The sequence below is a fragment of the Akkermansia muciniphila genome (assembly GCF_900184965.1).
GTDB lineage: Bacteria > Verrucomicrobiota > Verrucomicrobiia > Verrucomicrobiales > Akkermansiaceae > Akkermansia > Akkermansia muciniphila_A.
The window spans coordinates 101,992-118,958 of the sequence record NZ_FXYA01000154.1 but is presented as its reverse complement, the minus strand read 5'-3'; the positions used below and the strand labels follow the sequence as shown (position 1 = coordinate 118,958).

13 protein-coding genes are annotated in these 16,967 nt (G+C 60.0%); 5 read left to right on the top strand and 8 right to left on the bottom strand.

The genetic code is table 11. The annotated features are described in order from the left end of the window. Nucleotides 1–26: 26 nt before the first annotated feature. The 5 genes from CI070_RS04315 to CI070_RS04295 form a co-directional block, all read right to left on the bottom strand. A complete protein-coding gene (locus CI070_RS04315) occupies nucleotides 27–1,469 on the bottom strand; it encodes a hypothetical protein (protein ID WP_094136187.1) in 1,443 nt (480 codons plus the stop codon). A gap of 12 nt (nucleotides 1,470–1,481) precedes the next feature. After that, nucleotides 1,482–4,007: a transglycosylase domain-containing protein gene (locus CI070_RS04310; protein ID WP_094136186.1), complete on the bottom strand. Its 2,526-nt coding sequence runs from the start codon at nucleotides 4,005–4,007 to the stop codon at nucleotides 1,482–1,484. A 150-nt stretch (nucleotides 4,008–4,157) separates the two neighbouring features. After that, nucleotides 4,158–4,730: an aminoacyl-tRNA hydrolase gene (gene pth, locus CI070_RS04305; RefSeq protein ID WP_094136216.1), complete on the bottom strand. Its 573-nt coding sequence runs from the start codon at nucleotides 4,728–4,730 to the stop codon at nucleotides 4,158–4,160. 117 nt (nucleotides 4,731–4,847) lie between these two features. Next, a complete protein-coding gene (locus CI070_RS04300; protein ID WP_094136185.1) occupies nucleotides 4,848–5,750 on the bottom strand; it encodes a DUF58 domain-containing protein in 903 nt (300 codons plus the stop codon). 38 nt (nucleotides 5,751–5,788) lie between these two features. Then, complete coding sequence (locus CI070_RS04295; RefSeq protein ID WP_094136184.1) at nucleotides 5,789–6,793, bottom strand: AAA family ATPase; 1,005 nt, start codon at nucleotides 6,791–6,793, stop codon at nucleotides 5,789–5,791. A gap of 103 nt (nucleotides 6,794–6,896) precedes the next feature. On the opposite strand from CI070_RS04295, the gene CI070_RS04290 reads away from it, so the two are divergent. The 3 genes from CI070_RS04290 (at nucleotide 6,897) to CI070_RS04275 (ending at nucleotide 10,170) form a co-directional block, all read left to right on the top strand. Continuing rightward, nucleotides 6,897–7,754, top strand: a complete 858-nt coding sequence (locus tag CI070_RS04290; protein ID WP_094136183.1) for a carbon-nitrogen hydrolase — start codon at nucleotides 6,897–6,899, stop codon at nucleotides 7,752–7,754. A gap of 319 nt (nucleotides 7,755–8,073) precedes the next feature. Continuing rightward, nucleotides 8,074–9,354 carry a serine--tRNA ligase gene (serS, locus tag CI070_RS04280; protein WP_094136181.1) on the top strand — a complete coding sequence of 427 codons (1,281 nt, stop codon included), beginning with the start codon at nucleotides 8,074–8,076 and terminating at the stop codon, nucleotides 9,352–9,354. A 36-nt stretch (nucleotides 9,355–9,390) separates the two neighbouring features. Further along, nucleotides 9,391–10,170, top strand: a complete 780-nt coding sequence (locus CI070_RS04275; RefSeq protein WP_094136180.1) for a hypothetical protein — start codon at nucleotides 9,391–9,393, stop codon at nucleotides 10,168–10,170. A gap of 129 nt (nucleotides 10,171–10,299) precedes the next feature. On the opposite strand, the gene hemW is transcribed toward CI070_RS04275, so the two are convergent. The 3 genes from hemW to CI070_RS04260 all read right to left on the bottom strand — a co-directional run bounded on the left by hemW (nucleotide 10,300) and on the right by CI070_RS04260 (nucleotide 15,178). After that, the gene (gene hemW, locus CI070_RS04270; protein ID WP_179218368.1) at nucleotides 10,300–11,409 is read right to left on the bottom strand and encodes a radical SAM family heme chaperone HemW; all 1,110 of its coding nucleotides are present in this window, start codon (nucleotides 11,407–11,409) and stop codon (nucleotides 10,300–10,302) included. Nucleotides 11,410–11,426: 17 nt separating this feature from the next. Further along, complete coding sequence (locus tag CI070_RS13465) at nucleotides 11,427–14,336, bottom strand: hypothetical protein (RefSeq protein ID WP_179218367.1); 2,910 nt, start codon at nucleotides 14,334–14,336, stop codon at nucleotides 11,427–11,429. A 194-nt stretch (nucleotides 14,337–14,530) separates the two neighbouring features. Continuing rightward, nucleotides 14,531–15,178, bottom strand: coding sequence for a L,D-transpeptidase (locus tag CI070_RS04260; RefSeq protein ID WP_094136178.1), 648 nt, complete (start codon nucleotides 15,176–15,178; stop codon nucleotides 14,531–14,533). A 131-nt stretch (nucleotides 15,179–15,309) separates the two neighbouring features. Here CI070_RS04260 and pyrE point away from each other — a divergent pair, with 131 nt between their 5' ends. Beyond that, nucleotides 15,310–15,879: an orotate phosphoribosyltransferase gene (pyrE, locus tag CI070_RS04255; RefSeq protein ID WP_022197655.1), complete on the top strand. Its 570-nt coding sequence runs from the start codon at nucleotides 15,310–15,312 to the stop codon at nucleotides 15,877–15,879. A 13-nt stretch (nucleotides 15,880–15,892) separates the two neighbouring features. Next, complete coding sequence (nagZ, locus tag CI070_RS04250; protein ID WP_094136177.1) at nucleotides 15,893–16,957, top strand: beta-N-acetylhexosaminidase; 1,065 nt, start codon at nucleotides 15,893–15,895, stop codon at nucleotides 16,955–16,957. Nucleotides 16,958–16,967: the final 10 nt, after the last annotated feature.

Below are 16,967 nucleotides of genomic sequence, written 5' to 3'. Positions count from 1 at the left end.
GGAAAGCGGGAACCGGTTCTTGGTTTTCAGTTATTGGTGGGAAGAAGCTTGCGGGTGGCGTCGCTCATCCAACCGGAGTGCAGGAGCCGGTCAATCAGCACGGCCCGGTTGCCGGGCAGGTCTGCCGGGTAATGAATGAGCACGCAGGCGCGCACGGGGCCGTTGTGAAGCAGCCTGATCAGTTCCAGGGCCAGCGGGGAATACCTGTCCACATACGCGTTCACGCGTTCCCCGTTGGGGAACTCAAGGGAGAAATTGAGATAAGACGCGTTGCGGTAGCTTTCCGCGGAGGATTCCTCCAGGAAGGGCGGCTGGTAGATGCCGGACATGCTCAGGGTTATCCTGACAGGGACGGGGGAGGAGGGTTTTTCAGCTTCCAGTTCCGCCGGAGTTATGGGGGAATAGCCTTCCCAGGCTTCCCAGTCCAGCTTCCATTTGCCGGAATCCCGGTCATACAGGAAAATCGCCGGGCGGATCATGTTGTCGTCCATCAGCACGGAAATCTGAAGCAGGTCTCCGTTCTTGGAGCTCCTGCCCGCTTCCTGGGGCAGATAGTCCTTGTATTGTCCGTAGGAGGCCCAATAGGCCATTTTGGGAGCCACGGCGGCGGGATTCATGACATGGTTGAGCCTCTCTTCGTCCGATCCCGCCATGCAGTAGAGGGCCAGTACATTCATGGCTGCCGTGATATGGGGGGAAATGGATTCCGCTTTCCGGTCTTCCTCCCTGCGGGAATGGGCTATGAGTCGGTATTGCCGTTCCCTCTGCTGCAATTTTTCCAGCAGGTCTTTATTCACTTCCTGCGAGAAAAGCGCTTCATGATCCACAAAGCGGTCTGAGATATTCAGGATTTGGGAACTTGCCGCTTCCATATCCCTCCCGCGCAGGAACATGAACATGCCCAGAAGCAACAGAATCAACCCTGAGACAAAAAGCCAGATATGCCAGGTGGCCCGGCGTTCGCTGCGCGCGATGTCCGCGGCGGTGGGCTGGTATTCCGGCTCTTCCGGGGCCAGGGAGGCGCTGCGCGGAGCGGCGATGGCCGGAGCGGCGTTTTCCTCTTTCCGTTTGCGGATTTTTGTGGTGGGGCCGGCGGCCCCGGGAAGGGAAGGCGCGTGAACGGAAATGGCCCGTTTGTCCGTCTTTTTCTTGGGTGCAAGCGGCGCGCGCGGCGCGGCGTCCGTGGAGGGGTGCGGCGTCCCGGCGGCAGGAGCCGGAGTTCCGGGCGCTTTTTCTGCGGCTTCAGGCATCCGGCCCGGGGATGCTGAATGCGCTTCTTCCCGTTTGACGGCCGTGACGGCATCCTGTTCTTCCGTTTCCGGGGTGGGCTGTTCTTCCGGAGTGGCTGTGACTGAAGCGGTGCAGATGGGGCATTTTACCTGGCGTCCCAGAAAAGACGCCTTCACGGCGAAGAGATTGCCGCATGACGGGCATGTGCAGGCTACCGTATCCTGGGATGGGGAGGGCATGAGGGGAAAAAGTTACAGGTGGATGAATTCCGGGACGGGAATGGTGATGGGTTTGGGCGCCGGGAGCGTAATGCTCGTATCCGTATGGTCCGGAGAAACGGGATCTGCGGAAAGGGCTTGGGCTTCCGGCACGTTTTCGCCAGCCCCCAGCAGCTCAAAGCTGCGGTTGGCCGGGACCTGGTTCAGCTCCGTGTGGTAGGGATCGTCTCCCTGGAGGATGGGCCTGGTGGGCAGGATGGGCGGCAGGGGAAGAATGCGGTTCTGGGCCGTGAAGGTGGAAACGGGCGCGGAAATGTCCTCCCCGTGGAGGTCACAGAAGGGCAGGCTGGAATCCCCCTTGCGGAGGTACTCGAATATGGTGTGGCGGCGGTATTTTTTATCCGACGGGTCAATGTCATAGCAGCTGTGCGTGGCCCTTTTCCCGGTGGTCAGGCAGATTTCCACCCTTTCCACGCTGGGGGGCGGGAGCAGCTCCCCGGCGGGGAACAGGCGTTCCGCTTCCGTGATGGCGGCGCCCAGCACGGAAGCGCAGGTGTCTGATGAAAAAGCTCCGTGATAGATGGGTTTTTTCCCTTCCAGGAAGCCTACCCAGATGCCGCAGGTAACGCGGCTGTCATAGCCAAACAGCCAGTTGTCCGCGAAGTCGTACGTGGTGCCCGTTTTCACGCCGCCCTTGAAGTTTTTCGGCAGATGCGGGGCCACGCGCCGGGCTGAACCGTTTTTCAGGGAGGAATTCAGAATGTTGTGAAGCTGGAAAGCCGTGGCGGTGGACGTGGCCCCCTTCCGCACCTGGGCATTGTTTCTGGTTTCAATCGCCTGGGTGGATTCCCAGATCAGCTGACCGTCTTCATCTTCTATCCTGTCCAGATAGTAAATATCCTGGGGGCGGGAGCCTCCGTTCGGGATGGCGGTGTAGGCCAGCGTCATTTCTTTCAGGGAGGCGGGTTCCGTGCCCACGAAAATCTTGGGGCGGTAAATGGGATTGACTTCCGTGCTTCCCGCTTCCCTTACGGGCTTGCGAATGCCGAAATCCGTCAGCTTCTTGACGAACGGTGACGTGCCCATGTCCATCCCCATGCGCAGGGAGGCGGCAATTTTGGAGGCGGACAGGCCGCGGTGGGCGGTAATCATGCCTTCATAACGGTTCTTGGAGTTTTCCGCTCCCCATTCCCCCAGGATTCCTTCCGAGCCGCCGATGCCCGTCAGGCGGTTGTCAATGGCATCGTCCAGGATGCGGGTGACGGGGCTTTTTCCCGTGTCAAAGGCTGTAGCGTACAGGAAAGGGAGGATTGCGGTGCCGGTGGGGCGGGCTCCGTCCTTGATGGCGTCATACTGGCGCCTGGTGTAATCCCTGCCGCCGTGGTAGGCCAGGACGGCGCCTGATTTGTTGTCCACCACCAGCAGCGCTCCTTCCAGATAACGCGGCTTGTTCGCGGAACCGCTGTGGTAGTCTGCGGCCTTCTGATGACGGTAGTCCGGGTGTTTTTCAACGTTTTCCAGGGCCTGTTCCAGGGCTTTTCCGGTAACTTCCTGAAGCTGCCTGTCAATGGTGGTGTAAATTTTAAGCCCGGCGGCATTGACGCGTTCTTCCCCCAGGTATGCGGTGATTTCTGAGGAAATGCGGTCGTAAATGTGGGAGACGCCGCGTTTCAGCGGCTTGGGGTTCAGCCCCAGGTCCATGGCGGAGAGGCGTTCCGCTTCATCCGGCGTAATGTATTTTTCTTTGGCCATGCGGTTGAGCACATGGTTGCGCCATTTCAGGTTGCTTGCCGGATTGTTCAGGGGGGAAAGCCCGTTCGGGTTCTTAATCAGGGCGGCGATGGAGGCTGCCTCCCGCGTGGTCAGGTCCGCCGGCTCTTTGCCGAAGTAGCCCAGGGAAGCGGCGCGGATGCCGTAAAACCCGCTGCCGAAGTAAACGCGGTTCAGGTAAAACTCCAGCACCTGGTCTTTGCTGTACCGTTCCGTAATGCGGCGCGCCAGCGCTATTTCCACGAATTTGCGGCCAAAGCTGCCCTCATTCCTGGCTTTGGCCCGGTTTTTCAGGTCATACGCATTTCTGGCAAGCTGCTGGGTGATGGAGGAGGCTCCCTGGTTGGCGTCCCCGCTGTTGTGGATATACTCCCGGCCTGCCCGCAGAATCCCCAGGAAGTCATAGCCCGGATGTTCCCGGAAGCGGGAATCTTCTTGGGCAATCAGCGCATTAATCATGGCGGGGGAGATTTTGTCCAGCGTGACGTAGCTGCGGTTTTCCACATAAATGCGGCCTATTTCCTCCCCGTTCCGGTCATAAATAATGCTGGGCTTTTCCAGGTCATTGATGCGTTCCAGGTCAAATTCCGCCGCCCAGTTGTCATAGCGTTTCCAGGCCATCATGAACCCGAAGTATCCCACGGCCGCGCCAATAACCGCCATCACCAGGCACCACAGAACCAGCTTCCGGATAAAGCTCCAGAATCGTTCCCTGGGCTTTGCCTTGGGGTTCCGCCTTTTGTTGGCCTGCATGTGCCTGCGGGGAGCTTGTGAACTTAATTCAGCCATGAAGATGAAGCAGGATTAATCCCGAGGAAAGGGAAAACGTGCGAAAATCCTAACGGATTCCCGTTTGTTTAGCAATACCGTACATGAAGGGCGGGCGAAAAAAGAAGGCATGCGCCATGGCGCGGGCGGGGGCGGCCTTTCATGCGGCGGTCACCCTTGAACGGCGTTGAAAATGTTGCCTGCCCTGGTGATGCCGTGTTCCATGGCGTACAGGACGGCGTCCGCCGCCTTGGCAAGCGTCACGTCCAGAAGCTCGCGTTCCTCCGGGCGGAACTTGCCCAGCACGTGCCCTGTCATTTCCCCTTTGCCCCGGGGCTGGCCGATGCCGAAACGGAGGCGAGGGAATTCCTGGGTGCCCATGTGGGCGATGAGGGATTTCATGCCGTTGTGGCCGCCTGCGGAGCCTTTTTCCCGCAGTTTCATCACGCCCAGGGGGAAATCCACTTCATCATGGATGACGAACACGCTGCGGGGGTCCAGTTTGAAGAACCGCATCATGGGGCCCACGCACAGGCCGGATTCATTCATGAATGTGGAGGGCTTCACCAGCAGAACGCCGGGGCCGGCCGCCGCCTCGCACTTGCGCTGCCTGTCCGCCTTGAACGCGGCGCCCCACCGGGCGGCCAGGCGGTCAAGCACCATGAACCCCGCGTTATGGCGGGTGTCTTCATAGGTTCTGCCCGGGTTGCCCAGGCCCACAATCATTTTAACGGGTACGTCCACGATGGAAAAAAGAGGGAAAGAGATGAAAACGGACGCTGCCTGCAAATCCGGGGAGCGCACGGGCATCCTGCATCCGTTCCGCGGGGCAATCAACCGTTCCGTGAGACAGCCGGGCTTTTATCCGGCCGTTTTCTTTTTCTGCCGTCCCATCAGGAAGCCGGTCAGCACGTCTTCCAGGGAATCTCCGGTTCTGACCAGGCGGTAGTCCGCGTTGATATCCGTGCAGATCCGGCGCGTTTCCTCCAGATAATTGGCCACGATCGCCCGGTACTCGTCCGCGATAAGGTCCGGCTCCGTAATCAGGGAGCCTCCCCCTTCCATGTCCACGAAGCGGATGGGGCGGTCAAAGTCAAAATCTATTTCCTGCTGGTCCACCAGATGGAAGACGGCGACGTCATGCTTGCGGAAATGGAGGTGGCGGAGGGCGTTTTTAAGCTCCGCCGTATCTGTGAACAGGTCTGAAAAAATCAGCACCAGGGCGCGGCGGCCGACGCGTTCCGCCAGTTCATGCAGGGTATCGGGAAGGACGGTTTCCCCTTTAGGGTAATGCGTGTCCATCTGGCTGATGAGCACGTTCAGGTGGGCGGGGCGGCGGGAGGCGGGGATGTGCAGCGTGGCGTCGTCCTTCGTCTGCCGGGCAAAACTCAGCCCCACCGCGTCTCCCTGCCGGATGGCGATGTAAGCCAGGTTGGCCGCCAGCCTGCACGCGCGCATATACTTGGTTTCCACCTGCTCCGGATGATAATTCATGGAGCCGGAAAGATCCATGACGATGTAGGCGCGCAGGTTGGTATCCGCTTCAAACTCCTTGATGTAATACCTGTCCGACCGGGCATACGCTTTCCAGTCCAGACGGCGCGTATCGTCTCCGGCCACGTATTTGCGGTACTCCGCAAACTCCACGGAGGAGCCGCGGCTGGCGCTTCTGTGGCGGCCGGATACGTTCCCCGTCATGCTGTGGCGCGCTTCCAGGGGAAGGTTCCCCAGGCGGCTGAGCAGGTTGTGATTCAGGTATTTCATGGGGCAGGGAAAGGGAATGGAGGATGCCGGGACGGCGGTCAGATTTCCGCCGCCAGGCGCGCCACGGCCTTACGGGGCGTGATGCCTTGGGATTCCGCGGCGAAGTTGGTGACCACGCGGTGCATCAGCACGGGTTCCACAATGGCGTCTATGTCTTCCCTGCGGACGATGTAGCTGCCCTGGAGAGCGGCGCGGGTCTTGGCCCCGAGAATCAGGAACTGGACGGCGCGGGGGCCTGCGCCCCAGGCCACATACTGCTTTACCCATTCCGGGGAAGTTGCCAGGGTGGGGCGGGTGGCGCGCACCAGTTTCACGGCATACTCGTAAATATGCTCCGGAACGGGAACGCGGCGCACCAGATCCTGGTAAAAGAGGATTTCCTCCCCGGAAAGGATGTGCCTGAGCTCCTCGCTCCTGGTTCCGGTGGTTTCCCGGGCGATGCGCATTTCCTCCTCTTCCGTGGGGTAATCCACTTCAATCAGGAACATGAAGCGGTCCAGCTGGGCTTCCGGCAGGGGGTAGGTGCCTTCCTGCTCAATGGGGTTCTGGGTGGCGAGCACGAAGAAGGGAGGCAGCAGGGTGAAGGTGCGGCCCATGACGGTGACGCGGCGCTCCTGCATGGCCTCCAGCAGGGCGGACTGGGTTTTGGCGGGGGCGCGGTTGATTTCGTCCGCCAGCACGATGTTGGCGAACACGGGGCCCTTGATGAACTCGAACTGGCGCTTGCCGCCGGCGGAATCGTCCTGAATGATGTCCGTGCCGGTAATGTCCGCGGGCATCAGGTCCGGCGTGAACTGGATGCGGTTGAAACTGAGGTCCAGCGTTTTTGCCACGGAGCTGACCAGCAGCGTCTTCGCCAGGCCCGGAACGCCCATCAGGAGGGCATGGCCGCGGGAAAACAGGGCGATGCTCAGCAGCTCCACGACGCGCTGCTGGCCAATGATCATTTTGCTCAATTCCGAGGAAAGCTCCTTGTAAATGGCGCCGAGGCGGTCAATGGCGGCTACGTCGTCGTCGGGCAGAGTGGGGGTGGCGGGTTCCATATTGCAATTTCATAGCACTTTCCGGGCCGTTTTCCACCAAATAATCGCGCCGCGTTCATTTTCCCTGCTTGGAATGGGCAGGGAAACGGGGTAAGGAAGGGGCATGCCGAAAATTGCACTCATTCAACTGTCCGCAGATGCCCGGCCTTCCGTAAACAAGGAGAAGACGGAAGCCGCCATCCGTGAAGCCGCCGCCAACGGCGCGCAGATCGTTTGCACCCAGGAACTTTTTACTACGGAATACTTTTGCAGGACGGAGGAATGCGATTTATTTAACCTGGCGGAACCTGTACCCGGGGAATTGACGGAAGCCCACCGGAAACTGGCGGAGGAACTGGGCGTGGTGATTGTGGCCTCCGGCTTTGAAAAGCGCGCTACCGGGCTTTACCATAATACCGCCTGGGTGGTGGATGCGGACGGCTCGTTTCTGGGCATGTACCGCAAAATGCACATTCCGCAGGACCCCGGTTTTGAAGAAAAATTCTACTTCACCCCCGGCGACCTGGGCTACAAGGCGTTCGACACCAGATTCGGCCGCATCGGCGTGCTCATCTGCTGGGACCAGTGGTACCCGGAAGCCGCCCGTCTGACGGCCATGCAGGGGGCGGAAATCATTTTCTACCCCACGGCCATCGGCTGGCTGCCGGAGGAAAAGCCCTTGCTGGGGGAACAGCAGCACTGCGCTTGGGAAACCGTGCAGCGCGGCCACGCCGTGGCCAACGGCTGTTACGTCTGCGCCGTCAACCGCGTGGGGACGGAAGGGGAAAGCGAATTCTGGGGGCAGTCCTTTGTGGCGGACTATTATGGACAGGTAATCGCGAAGGCCCCCGTCAGCGATGAAACCATCCTGTACGCGGACCTGGATCTGGACGCTCTGGAAGACCACCGCCGCATCTGGCCCTTCTTCCGCGACCGCCGCATAGACTCCTACGGCGGCATTACGGAACGCTGGGGCAGGTGAACCTGCCCCGCCCCTCTGCCCGGTTGATGTATTCCGAGGAATCCTTGGAGCGGCAGCGGGCGCAGGTCCGGGACGTTTTTCTTACGGGGAAAGATGGCGTAAAAAAGCCGCCGTTTTTCAAAAACGGCGGCTTGGGAAGAGAGGAAGAGTTTCCCGGCCAGTCACAGATGACGGCAATCTTGATGCCTTTCATCTGAATTTTCCACAATAACCGCGGCGCTCCGACCCCAAAGGCACGTTATGGCAGGTGCAGTTTTTCCATGAAGGGCCGTTCATTTGGCTTGCGTGGCGGGGGGATGGAGTGCAATCTGTGCGCGTTATGCTCGACATCCGTGTAATACGAGAAAATCCGGAAGAAGTGAAAGCGCGGTTAAAGCCCCGCAGCGGCGACGCGTGGAAGCTTGTTGATGACGTTCTGGCTTGCGATGAAGCGCGCCGCAATGCCGAAACGGAAAAGCAGGCCTTGCAGTCCGAGCGCAATGCCACCTCCAAGCAGATCGGCATGCTCAAAAAGAAGGGGGAAGACACGTCCTCCATTGAAGCGCGCGTGCGCGAAATCGGGGACCGCATCCGGGAACTGGACCGTGTCGCGGAGGAAAATGCGGCCCAGCTCAACTCCCTGCTGATGAACATTCCCAACCTGCCGCATCTGGAATGCCCTGTGGGCGCGGATGAAACGGCCAACCCGGAAATCAAGCTGTGGGGAGAAAAGCCCGCTATTGAAAACCCGAAGGACCATGTGGAACTGGCCGCGAATCTGGGCATGATTTCCTTTGAAGACGGCGCGCGGATTACGGGCTCCGGTTTTGTGGTGTACCGCGGGGCGGGCGCCCGTCTGGAACGCGCCCTGATCAACTTCCTGCTGAATACGCAGACCGTGGAAAACGGTTATCAGGAAGTGGGCGTTCCGTTTGTGGTGAAGAGGGAGTGCATGGAAGGCACCGGCCAGCTTCCTAAATTTGAGGAAGACATGTACGGCACGGAAGACCAGCAGATGTTCCTGATTCCCACGGCGGAAGTTCCGGTCACCAACCTGTACCGGGATACCATTTTACAGGAAAGCGACCTGCCCATCAAGATGGCCGCGTACACGCCCTGCTTCCGCCGGGAAGCCGGAAGCGCCGGCCGCATCAACCGCGGCATGATCCGCGTCCACCAGTTTGACAAGGTGGAACTGGTGCAGATATTGAAGCCGGAAGACTCTTTCCGGGAGCTGGAAGTGCTCCGCGGCCATGCGGAATCCATTCTTCAGAAGCTGGGGCTTCACTACCGCGTGATTGAACTTTGCACGGGCGACCTCGGCTTTTCCTCCGCCAAGACGTATGATATTGAAGTATGGGCTCCGGGACAGGGTCAGTATCTGGAAGTTTCCTCCTGCTCCTGCTTTACGGACTACCAGGCGCGCCGCATGCGCCTGCGTTACAAGGATGCCGACGGCAGGAACCAGTTCTGCCACACCCTGAACGGTTCCGGAACGGCTCTGCCGCGGCTGTACGTGGCCCTTCTGGAAACCTACCAGCAGCCGGACGGCTCCATCCGGATTCCGGAAGCGCTTGTGCCGTATTTCGGCGCGGACTGCATCCGTCCGGAACAGGCCTGAACCGACGTTTCTCCCGTCCCAACCCTGAATCAGCCCATGCCTGACGAGGGCCCCCTGGAACACTACCTGACTGTTTCCCATGGGCCGGAGCCGGATGTTCCGGAACCGGCTCCGGAACGCAGCCCCGGACCGTGGCGGGAAAGGGGAATCTTGCTGGGCCTGGGTTTTCTGCTGGGGTGCATTGGGGCGTATGCGCTGGTTTACTCGGAAATGTCCGGCGGCATGCGGTCGCTGAAACAATCCCTTTCTGAAGAGCGTGATTCTAATGCCTCCCTGCAGAAAGAGCGCGCCCATCTGCTGGAAACGCTGGAGCAGGCGCGCGTGGATGCCCTGCTGAAGGAACGGTCCCCCCTTTCCGTGACGGTTGGCGGTGTCCCCAGGACAAGCCGCAGGCCCGTTCCCCAGCCTCCGCCGCTTACGCCGCTGCCTTCCGGCGGCCAGGCTCCTCCCGAACCCGCGCCGGAACCCGGCTCCGTAGAGGACCGGCTAATCAATCCGGGGGCGGAGGACTGGAAGGAACGCTACCAGTACGCCGCCTTGCAATACAACCGGGTGGTGGAGGATTACAACAGGTTGAGGAAACTTTACATGAATCTGGTGGGCCGGAGCGGAGCCGCCGGCGGCCTGGTCACGGGGGCCCAGTTTTACAAGGCCCTGAGGAAGGATACGCGGATGGAGGCGCGCAAGCTGGATGAACGGTACATGAAGGGAGGGCTGCGGGGCAGCGAACTCCGGGAACTGGAGCGCAGCAGGGATGAAATGCGGCACCGGGACTGGTGGTTGAAAAAAATGGCGCACCAGTTCCAGATTGATTAAATACGCGGCTGTTATTGTGTATTACGTTCCACAGGGATGTCTGTAGATGGCCCGTGCCCGGCTGTTTCTGCGCCCGGTTCCTGCCGGATTCCGGAGGCAGCTAAACTCTAAAGGAGGGAAAATTTGCTTTCAGCACAGTTCTGCCGCGATGGCGTCCACGAGCAGGCGGCCGCGGCCTTTCAGGATGAGCCTTTGTTCCGGTGAAATGTCCGCCAGGCCCAGTTCCCGGTATTGTTCCAGCAGAGGGCGGGATTCCGGCAGAATGTATTTCAGCGGCAATCCTTCATCCGTCCGGAGCATCAGGGCAATGCGTTCCAGGCGGTAGTCTTCCGCGGTGACGGGTTCCTGTTCGGAAAGGGGGAGGCCGTTTTCCAGCGTGCTGCGTATGTAGGCGTCCGTGTCCCGCGTGTTGGAGTACCGCATGCCGTTGATGGTGCTGACTGCGCCGGGGCCTATGCCCACATAGTCCTCTCCCTTCCAGTAGGCCATATTGTGAGGGGATTGGCAGCCTTCCCGGGCGTAGTTGGACGTTTCATAGTGGCGCATGCCCGCCGCCTCCAGCACATGTTCCGCCAGTTCAAAGAAGGCGGCGTCTTCATCCGGATCCTGCCTTTTTTCCCCCCGAAGCAGGCTCCGGAAGAATTCCGTGTCTTCTTCATAGGTGAGGTTGTAGGCGGAGATATGGTCCGTGCCGGCGCGGACAGCCTCTTTCAGGGTGGCTTCCCATATGGAGAGGGTTTGCCCCGGAATGGCGAACATGAGATCCATGTTGATATGGGGCATTCCCGCATTTTTCAGCATTTCCACGGAGCGCAGCGCCTGGGACGGGGTATGTTCGCGCCCCAGCAGACGCAGGATGCCGGAATCCAGGGACTGCACGCCCAGGGAAACCCGGTTCATGCCCAGGCTGCGCCAGAAGCGCACTTTTTTTTCCGTAAAGGTGGCGGGGTTGGCCTCAAAGGAGAATTCATCCAGCCTGTCCACGGGCACGAGACGGTTCAGGGTTTCCATGAGACGCCCCAGATGCGTGTCCGAGAGCATGGAGGGCGTCCCTCCTCCAAAGTAAAGGGTGGCTGTTTCCCCTCCGCGGCTCATGGACAGGGCCGCGGCGCGGGATTCCGCTTCCCGCCCCAGCGCACGGATGAAAAGTTTCATGTCCGTGGACGCCGGGGTGTGCTTGAAGAAGGCACAGTACGGACAGATGCGGTGACAGAAGGGAATGTGGACGTAAAGGTGCAACTGGGGCGGCGGGGGGATTAGCGTCTCCGGCGGCGTCCAGAGGATGATTCCCCGTCTCCCTTCTTTTTCTGGGAAAGCTCCAGAATCCTGTCGGAAGCGTCTTTCATCTCCGTCTTGACGCGGGATTTTTCCGATTCGTCAGCCAGGGACATGTAGTTTTTCGTCAGGGTGTCGTAGAAGGGGTGGATTTTCGTTTCCTTTTTATTCTTGGGCTTATACTTGAAGCCGTCCGGGCAGGTGTCCACCATGTTTTTCATCCACGGGATCAGTTCTTCCTTGGGCAGGGCCTGGCACAGGGCGTCCAGGGAGAAGGACATTTCTTCCTGGTCCACATCCTTGGGCGCGTTCAGCGCATTGTTTTCATCCCGGTAGAAGCTGGCGGCCTTCTTGAACCCTCTGTCCACCGTCCTTTTAAGCCTGTCCGTGCCCTGCGCCTTGGCGTACGCGATCTGATAGGCGGCCTGGGGTTCCGGGTAGGAGTTGCGCTTGGATTCGGATTTGAGCCAGGACATGAGTTCGGTCCACTGGAAGGTTTTGTAATCATATTCCTGCTTCAGGGCGTTTTCAAGAATCACGGAGCAGAGTACGTTGACGTATTCCTTGGTGTGGTTGGCCAGCATGTCTTTGCCGTTTTTGTCGCCACGGCCTACGGAGGGAACGTATTTGCGCGTTTTCCAGAGTTTCCTGATGCCCATGCCGTCCGGCAGGGCCTCCCTCACTTCATCCACCATCTTGGTGGCTCCCATGAGGTCCTGGGGCTCCTGCTTGAAGAGGGTGTACCAGGCTTCCGTATAGAACGGGTTGGCTTTGAGCACAGTCCTCATGGCGGTCTGCGTGAATGCCTTGGGCAGCGTGCCGGAGGGGTCGGCCGCCTCTTCCGGGGAGGAGCCGGCGCCCGCCAGTTTGTAAATGTTCATGGCGAAGCGGCTGTCAATGAACTTTTCATAGTCGAGGTTCATGGACAGGGCCAGTCCGGAATGGTATTCCGCATTTCCGGTGCGCGGCGCGCTGGAATCCCGGAAGTACCAGAATCCCGTGGTGGCTTTCAGGGTGTCCACGCTCTGGCCCACGCTCAGCCAGCAGCCGTTGCCGGTGAAGTGGGTGGTCATCAGGTTGCCGTGGCCGGGTTGTCCGGCGGGGGCGGCGGGGATGCCGCGGGCGATCTGGGAATTGCGGGAGATAAGGGACATGGTGCCGCACACGCCGCCTTCATGAAGCTTGCGTTCGTTGGATTCCCGGGACCATTCCGGATCCGGGTCAAAGCTGAACAGGATGGGCGGCTCTTTATCGTCATCCGACCGGTAGGGGCCGTACAGCCACAGGCGGGTCGGCCCACGCTGTCCCATGTAGCGTTCCCACACGCTGTCGCACTCACGCAGGGGGCGCGTTTCCGAAAGGGCCATCATGGCCGGCCAGGGCGTTCCTTCCAGGGAAACGCCGGTCCATTCCACACGCTTGCGGTCCACGTCGCGCAAATCGCCGCAATGTTCATATTTATCCACCAGGTAGGAGAAGAATTCCACCGGGGTGGGGAAGGGGTCCCTCTTGCGCCTCAGCTGGCCGTGGCGGTACATGTATTCATGCAGAAATCCGGCCAGGTTGTCTTCCGTAATGGCGGAATCCCCGATTTCCGATACGGTGGGGTATTTTTTGAGCCAGGCCTGCTTGGGGGTGATTTTTTTGCGGTCCAGATAAGCTTCCACCTTTTTGTAGCATTCCTCATCCACGGTGCGGGGGGCGTTCCCATACCAGTTGACGGGCGGTTTCCCGGCGCAGTACAGGTCCGCTGGCGGGGGCATGACTCCGGAGGATCTGAGGCCTTCCAGCTTGCCCAGGGCGTCAACGTAGCGGCCCTGATGGGTGAGGTCGAAGGCCCCCATGCCGAATTCGCGGCGTCCTACCGCGAACGCCAGAACGAGCTGGTCATATTTTTCCGTCATTTCCAGGCCCAGTTCATCAATCATGAACGCCACATTGGTGGCGACGCTGGGGTCCGGCGGGAAGAACATGGCGAAGACTTCACGGTTGTTTTTCGTGTTTTTCAGCCATTTTTCAAAATCCGGAGAAAAACTGCCTCCGCGTTTTTTTACGTAGTCGCGCACGTAGGCTTCCGCGTAATGGGGATATTTGTTCAGCAGTTTTTCAGAAAATTTCCCCTTGGACGCGATAGCTTCCTCCCGTAAAGCCTTTTCCATGGCAATGACTTCCGGGGAGGGGGAAAGGTCGGGAGCAGGCGGTTCCGGTTCGGGTTCCGGTTCAGGTTCGGGGGCGACCACTACGGGTTCCGGTTCGGGAGCGACCACCACGGGCTCCGGAGCAGGAGGAGCGGGCTTGGGTTTGGGCTTGGGCGGAGCCGCTGCCGGCACGGTAACGGATTTGGCGACGGGTTCCTTTTTATCCTTGAGTATCTGGTAGCCCAGAAATCCAAAGAGGGCAAGCATCCCGGTCACAATCACTGTGATGACCGGGAACCCTCCGGAGCGCTTTACCCGCGGCAGCGGCGCTCCGGGGATGGGGGCGCCGGCTACGGGTTTCCGCAGTTGCGGTTGCTGAGGTTTTTGGGCGGGGCGGAGAGCCTGGGCATGCGCTACAGCCGGCTGGGGCTGCGCCGGAGAAAGCGGGTAAAGAAACAGGACGGTGCCTAACCCTCCGAATTTGCCTTGCGCATTGGCTGCGTATTGGGTTTCAAAAGCTTCCCAGGCCTGGGAGTATTGGGCTTCATATCCCGGAGAGACAGACAGTTCCCCGCTGGCCAGATCGCGCGTGACGAGGCCCCGTGGGCAGAATTCGCGTATCAGGACCGTATGGCCTTCCGGGGAAAGAGCCTGGTACAGATGATAGTCCGGGCCGCTTTCTACAAGCGCCGTGATGCTGTAGCCGCCTATGTTGAAATGTGGCGGGAGGGCAGGGGGAGGAGGGATTGTCATGACGAATCAAGAGGTCAAAGATCCCGTATATTCAAAAAGGTTCGGGGCCGTTTGTCAATGCCGGAGTGAGGAAGCTGCGCCATGAGACGGGGGAGGCTACCACCCCGGGAAGCTTCCGGACGGCGGGAATACGAAACATGCCGGGTCCCGTAAGAACAGGGCCTTCCTGCGGCGTGACGCCGCACGGGAAGCGGCTAACGGATGGTGACCCTGGTGCCGACGGGGGTATGCTCAAAGAAGGTCTTGGCCATGTCCTCAGGCAGGCGCACGCATCCGTGGCTGACCGGATATCCGGTGACAAACCCCACGTGCATGCCGTAGCCCCCCGTAATCCGCATCCAGTAGGGCATGGGGGCGGGGTCGAAGTAGGTGCCTGCCGGCGCTCCGCCAGACCTGGCGTTGTAATCCCCGTTGACGACGGCTCCGGTAGCCTTGCTGCGCAGAACGCCGTAGGTGCCGGATTTGTAGTTGGCGTCTTTCTGGATGATTTTGTACGTTCCCCTGGGAGTGCCGTAGCCTTCCTTGCCGGAAGACATGGGGGAAACGCCCACGAGCGTGGTTCCCACGTAGTAGAAGACTTTCTGCTGCTTGAGGTCAATGATGATGTGCTTTTCCCCCTGGGTGCCCGCCGGCAGGTCCCAATATCCCTGGCCCAGACGGGCTTCCGGAGGCAGGTCCGTGTTGACGCCGGAGGTAGAACCCACCCCGGACAGGTAATCGTTCCGCCCGGACACGCCCTGGATTTTTCCGGCGATTTGGTCAAACAGCGGGGGCCTCTCGTACGATGTGCAGGAAACAAGAGCGGAACTGATAGAAACTAGCGTCAATATGCCGGATTTCATGGGAACGGAAAAATGACAGGCAGGTTATGGGGCCTGTCCTCCTTTTTGTCAAGATTTGCATGCTGTTATCCGTTGCTTATTCCAAGGGTATCTGTTATATACGGCGGACCACTTCATTCATCCCTATTTTCATGAGCGAACAATACGATCTTCTTAAAAGCATTCTTCTGGAAAAATCCGTGCGTACGGGAACCTTTACGCTGGCTTCCGGCAAGGTGTCCGACTTGTATGTGGACTGCCGCATGACAGCCTTGGACCCCGTAGGGGCCACCCTGGTGGGCGCTCTGGGCTGGAAGCTGGTGAAGGAGGATATTCTGCCCCGTTTCCCGGAGGTGGCGGCCATCGGCGGCATGACCATGGGGGCGGACCCTATTTCCCTGGCCGTCGGCATGACCAGCGCTCTGGAAGGGGCGGAAAAGAAGCTTCAGGTGTTCACCGTGCGCAAGGAGCCGAAGGACCATGGACGCGGCCGCCGCATTGAAGGCAATTTCCAGGCCGGGGATACCGTGGTCGTGGTGGATGACGTCATCACGACGGGCGGCTCCACATTGAAGGCTATTGACGCCATTGAGGCGGAAGGGGGCAGGGTTGCCGCCGCCCTGGTGCTGCTGGACCGCGAGGAAGGCGGACGCCAGGCGATTGAGGAACGCGGCATTCCCGTTTACCCGCTGTACACCAGGACTTCCCTGTTGGGCCGTTAATCCTTTTCCTTTCATGCTCCCGGCCCTGATCGGCATAAGCGGCCATGAAGTGGGCGCGGAGGAAGAGGCTGCCATCCGGCGTTGGCAGCCGGCGGGTTTTATTCTGTTTTCCAGGAATATTGATTCCGTGGAGCAGGTGCGCGGGCTGACGGAGACACTGCGGAAACTTTGCCTCCACCATCCTGTCATTGCCGTGGACCAGGAGGGAGGCCGGGTGGTGCGCACCGCTTCCCTGGGCCTGAATCTGCCCTCCCCGGCTTCGCTGGCCCGGCTCGGTTCGGTTGGCGGCATGGTGGAACTGGCCGCGGTGACGGCCCTGGCTCTCCGCTACCTGGGGGTGAACCTGAATTTTGCCCCGGTGCTGGATATCTGCCATGATCCGTCCGCGGCCAACGCGCTTCCCGGCCGCTGCTGGGGAGATAATGCGCAGGACGTCATTTCACGCGGCGGCGTTTATGCCTCCAATCTGCGCCGGGGCGGCGTGCAGAGCTGTGGCAAACATTTTCCCGGCATGGGCCGTGCCCAGGCGGATCCCCATTTCAGCCTTCCTGTGGTTGACCTGGATGAACGGGAGTTGTTCAAGACGGATTTGCTGCCTTTTCTGGCTCTGTGCCCGGCATTATCCTCCATCATGTCCGCCCATATCATGTTGCCTCAGATTGATCCCGATTATCCCGCCACCTTGTCCGAACGGGTGATCCGGGGGCTTCTGCGCGACCGCCTTGGCTTCCGGGGCGTGGTGTTTACGGATGATTTGTGCATGGGGGCGATTGCGGCGCAGTATTCCCCGGATGACGCCGCTTTCCTGTCCCTGCGGGCCGGATGCGATCTGCCCCTGATTTGCCATGACCCTCTTCCCTGGCTGGATGGGCTGGCTTGCCGCCTGGAGGGTCTGAACGCCTATGACCGGGAGGATTCTTTCAAACGGGTGGAAAAGCTGAGCGACTCCCTGTGTTTCCCGTTTCCGGAAAAGGCTTCCCTGTGGGATTCCTGCCTCCGCCGTGCGGAAGCCCTGTGCCGCCTGGGAGAGGAAGGCGGCGGGGAAAACCTGCCTTCATCCCCCGTTCAGGAGTATTGAGGCAGGCCCG